The sequence below is a fragment of the Cohnella sp. GbtcB17 genome, from assembly GCF_019091135.1.
Taxonomy (GTDB): domain Bacteria; phylum Bacillota; class Bacilli; order Paenibacillales; family Paenibacillaceae; genus Cohnella.
In genome coordinates, this window is record NZ_JAGXJW010000126.1 from 1 (window position 1) to 4,517 (window position 4,517).

A 4,517-nucleotide genomic window follows, 5' to 3' on the forward strand; every position below is an offset into this window, starting at 1 on the left:
GTCGCAATCCCGAGAATACCCTACTCTTTTTGTGCTTTCTAGGCCAAAAATTGGTACACAAACATTTATACATCATCCGGGAGCGGTGTGGTGGTGCGCGTTAGCGGCATTTCGTGCCGCTAATGGCCCAAGGAGCGGTGTGGCGGCGGGCGTTAGCGGCATTTCGTGCCGCTATTGGCCGAGGAGCTGTGTGGTGGCGGGCGTTAGCGGCATTTCGTGCCGCTAATGGCCCGGGAGCGGTGTGATGGCGGGCGTTAGCGGCATTTCGTGCCGCTAGCGGCCGAGGAGCGGTGTGGTGGCGGGGTTAGCGGCATTTCGTGCCGCTAACGGTCCAAGGAGCGGTGTGGCGGCGGGCGTTAGCGGCATTTCGTGCCGCTATTGGCCGAGGAGCTGTGTGGTGGCGGGCGTTAGCGGCATTTCGTGCCGCTATTGGCCGAGGAGCGGTGTGGCGGCGGGCGTTAGCGGCATTTCGTGCCGCTATTGGCCGAGGAGCGGTGTGGTGGCGGGCGTTAGCGGCATTTCGTGCCGCTAGCGGTCCCGGGAGCGTTGTGGTGGTGCGCGTTAGCGGCATTTCGTGCCGCTAGCGGTCCAGGAGTGGTGAGATGGCGTGCGTTAGCGGCATTTAGTGCCGCTAGCTGTCCAGGGAGCGGTGAGATGGCGTGCGTTAGCGGCATTTCGTGCCGCTAGCGGTCCAGGGAGCACTACCGTAAGGATCGCAGGGGCTTTTCTAAGTCTGTTTACGATTCTTTTCGAATCTGCGGTACACCCAGATGATCGAGGCCAGCCAAAATCCGCTGGCCAGATAACCGCCGATCACGTCGCTCGGGTAGTGGACGCCCAGGTAAATCCGGCTGACGCCGATCGCCAACACGAGCGCCGCGCTAACCGCGATCAGAATCGCTCTTCCCCACAGGACCGGAATATGTCTCCAAAGCAAGTAAGCCGAAATGCCGTACAGGCTGAACGCGCCCATCGAATGCCCGCTTGGGAAGCTATAGCCGGCTGCCTGAATGATCCGGTGTATGTCGGGACGCTCGCGGTGGAACGCCAGCTTCATCACCACGTTGAGCAGTTGGGAGCCGGCAAGCGCAAAGACGAAAAGAATCAGCTCACGCCGGTGCTGCAGTACGAAAAACAAAATCAAACCGATGGCGACCGCGATTGCCGTTACCGGCAGGCCCGCCCCGATCGCCGTAAAAAACTTCATGACATGCGAAAGCGCCGGCGACTCGGACCCTTGTACGAAACGAATGATCGAGCGGTCGAAGGCATTCAAACGATGGAAACCGACCAGCAGCGCGACGAGCCCAAACCCCGCTGCGAACAGCATACTGAGCAGCAGAGCCGCGCCCAGCCTTAGCGTAAACTTCATTAACGAGTACTCCTTCGGCTTTATGCGGATAACGCATGGACGGTCTCGACCGACCTATCTGCCACACCAACCATTTTACCTTCCCTCCGGCTGCCTTCCAACTTTAATGTCGACCACCCATCGGGCGATAATACAATCATGATTATACGACGGCCAAGCGATAATTAAAGACATTAATTAAACACATTAATTAATCAAGAATTAGCTTGTACAAGTAAAAAAAGAGCGGGTTATCGTCTCGATAACCTGCTCTCTCGTGCTGATTATGGCTTCCCCCTTCTATTTATACAACGGCCCATACGCCGCGCATGCCCGATAGTCCGCGCCTTCCGGGTCCTTCGTGCCGAATGCGCTCCAGGCGCTCGGACGAAGCAGCCGCTTCGCGTCCACATTGTGCATGTTGACCGGAATGCGCAGGATGCTTGCCAGCGTGACGAGATCTTCGCCGATATGACCGTAGCTAACGACACAGTGGTTCGAGCCCCAGTGCTCCATGACCGTGTACGTGTCGTCGAAAACCGGATCGCCGGGCACAAGACGAGGCGCGAACCATGTCGTCGGCCAGGTCGGCGTCGTACGCTCGTCGAGCGCGGCGTGCACGTCCTCCGGCAGGTCGACCGTGTAGCCTTCGGCCAGCTGCAGCACGGGACCAACGCCCTCAACAAGATTGACCCTCGCCATCGTGACGGGCATGCCGCCGCGCGTCAGGAAGTCGGTCGAATGTCCGCCGCCCGCGAACTGATCCATATAGGTCGGACGCCAGGACGTAGCGGCAAGACAGCGATCGACCTCCTCCTCGGTGATCTCCCAGTGCGGCTTCATCGCGGGCAGGCCGTCTCGCGTCATCTCGCCTGTACCGTCGAGCGCCGCGGGCCCCGAGTTGATCAGATGCAGCACGCCGCCGGCCGCACGGCCTTCAAGCCGATGTCCGGTCACGCGCTCCACCGCCTCGTGGCTCCAGTAGGCGCGCACGTCGGCGAAGATTTGCGCCGTGTTCGTCAGATAATGCTGGAACAGCATCGTCACCGCGTTCAAGTTATCGTTTTCCGTCGCGACGATGTACGGCTCCCGCGTGCCGTTCCAATCGAACGAGCTGTTCAGCACCGCCTCGAGGAAGTCCGCGCTCGGCAGATGATCGGTCCACTCCCGCTGACCCTGGAAGCCGGACGCGATCGCGTTATAGCCGTACGCCTCTTCCTCGAATCCCCGCTCGGCAAGCCGCTGGTTACCGATCATCAAGTCGCGGACGATAAGCGCCATTTTGACGACCGTCTCCCAGTTTTGCGCCTTTTGCGCTTCGGGGATGATTAACGCATCGGGGTTCGGATCGGCGCCTTCGATACACTTCTCCTTCACCCATGCGAGCGCACGGCCGAACTCCTCCTCGTCGTAGATGCCCCGTTCGATGCGGCGGCTCACCTCCGTCATGTCGACGTAGGCGTTTTTCATCCCGAGATACCGCTGATAAAAATCGTCGTCGACGATACAGCCCGCGATGCCCATCGACACCGAGCCGATCGACAAATACGACTTGCCGCGCAGCAGCGCCGCCGCAAGTCCCGCGCGCGTGAAGCGCAGCAGCTTGTCGGCCGCATCCGCCGGTATCGTCCGCTCGCCGATGTCCTGAATGTGCCGGCCGTAGATTTTGAATACCGGCAGGCCCTTCTGATTGTGCGCCGCATGCAGCGCGCCCATGTAGACCGCACCCGGACGCTCCGTGCCGTTAAAACCCCATACCGCATGCGGCAGCCGGGAGTCCGTCTCCATCGTCTCCAGCGGATAGCACCAGCCGGAGGCGACGGTGAGCAGCACGCCGACGTTTTCCTTCGCGAACTTGTCCGCGCAGTCCGCCGCTTCCTTGAGACCGGAGATGCAAACGTCGTTCACGACGCAGACGACCGGCGTGCCGTCCGGGTATCGCAAATTCGCCGACAGCAGTCTGGCGGCTTCTTGCGCCAGCTCCATCGTCATCTCCTTGGTTGCCGCCTTCACGAGCTTGCGGCGGTCGATGATCGGCCTTATGCCGATCTTCGGAAAGCCGCGCTCGTAGCGATGTGCCAAATCGGCCATATGCTTCGCTCCAATGCTCGTATATTCGTATATTTATGACCGCAGCCGAATTAGCCGAGGCCGTACTCAGCCATTTTCCCGCGTATGAACCGCACGCCTTCCTCGACGAGCGCATCGCCGCTCGGCGCGAGCTGCCGCCATACCCAGGTGTTCATGTTGTCCGTCACGTCGACGAACGACTCCAGCGCCGCATAGCCCGTGTAGCCGATCTCGGACAGCGCCCGGAAGATGGCGTCCCAGTCGACAAGGCCCGTGCCCGGGATGCCCCGGTCGTTTTCGCAAATATGATAGTGAATCAGCTCCGAGCCGGCCGCCTTCGTCGCCTCGTAGAAGCTCTTTTCCTCGATGTTCATGTGGTACGTGTCGAGATGGATCTTGATGTTCGGCTCGCCGATCCGCTCCTTCAGCGCAAGCGCCTGCCCGCACGTATTGACCAGATTCGATTCGTACCGGTTGACCGGCTCGAGCCCGATCTGAACGCCGTATTCCTGCGCATAGACGGCCGCCTCGCGCAGCCCCTCCGCAGCCCAGTCCCATTCCTGCTCCGTCGGCCGGGCGTTCGTCTCCTTGACGTGCTGCGAGTAGACGACGCCTGACAGATTCGTCTTGCCGATGGCGGCGGTCGCGCGGACGCAGTCCTTCAAGTAAGCAATCCCGGCGGCGCGAACCGCGGGATCGGCGCTCGTGATGTCCGTGCCGCGCAGCAGCACCGTGGACGTCACGGCGTCAAGCCCCGCGTCCGCTAGCCGCCGCTTCACGGCGGCGGCGTCGAACGTATCGAGCGTCATGAGCGGAATCTCGATAAAGTCGAGACCGAGCCCTTTGACGCGGTCGATGAGGCCGAGCGTCTCGTTGCTCCACTGGGAGCACCAGGCGTAGGCGTGAATGCCGAGCTTCATGATACGGTCACCTCCAGGTGCTTGATCAAATTTTGCGTCGCATAAAGTCCCATGTTGCGCACCGCTCCCTGTGTCGACGCCGCGCAGTGCGAGCCCGCGATCAGGTTGCCTTGCGCGAGCAGCTCCGGATTGTCCGGCGGCTCCTGCTCGAACACGCCGATGCCGGCGCCCCAGAT

Annotated in this window: 3 protein-coding genes and 1 pseudogene; all 4 read right to left on the bottom strand. The window is 61.1% G+C overall.

Annotation, left to right across the window (positions count from 1 at the left end; all coding sequences use genetic code 11):
• Window positions 1-727 precede the first annotated feature (727 nt).
• Window positions 728-1,372 (bottom strand): phosphatase PAP2 family protein, encoded by a 645-nt coding sequence (locus KVT38_RS33125; RefSeq protein WP_217598006.1) that lies wholly within the window; start codon window positions 1,370-1,372, stop codon window positions 728-730.
• Between the two features lie 279 nt (window positions 1,373-1,651).
• Entirely contained in the window at window positions 1,652-3,442 is a 1,791-nt protein-coding gene (locus KVT38_RS33130; RefSeq protein WP_217598007.1) for an L-fucose isomerase, read from the bottom strand.
• Window positions 3,443-3,492: 50 nt separating this feature from the next.
• Window positions 3,493-4,341 (bottom strand): sugar phosphate isomerase/epimerase family protein, encoded by an 849-nt coding sequence (locus tag KVT38_RS33135; RefSeq protein WP_217598008.1) that lies wholly within the window; start codon window positions 4,339-4,341, stop codon window positions 3,493-3,495.
• Window positions 4,338-4,517, bottom strand: a pseudogene (locus KVT38_RS33140) (phosphoglycerate dehydrogenase); the annotation flags it as partial. The gene KVT38_RS33135 and the pseudogene KVT38_RS33140, both read right to left, overlap by 4 nt.

Bases quoted from the DNA above. Each gene is read 5' to 3' on its own strand.
- KVT38_RS33125 (WP_217598006.1), bottom strand. From the start codon at position 1,372: ATGAAGTTTACGCTAAGGCTGGGCGCGGCTCTGCTGCTCAGTATGCTG.
- KVT38_RS33130 (WP_217598007.1), bottom strand. From the start codon at position 3,442: ATGGCCGATTTGGCACATCGCTACGAGCGCGGCTTTCCGAAGATCGGC.
- KVT38_RS33135 (WP_217598008.1), bottom strand. From the start codon at position 4,341: ATGAAGCTCGGCATTCACGCCTACGCCTGGTGCTCCCAGTGGAGCAAC.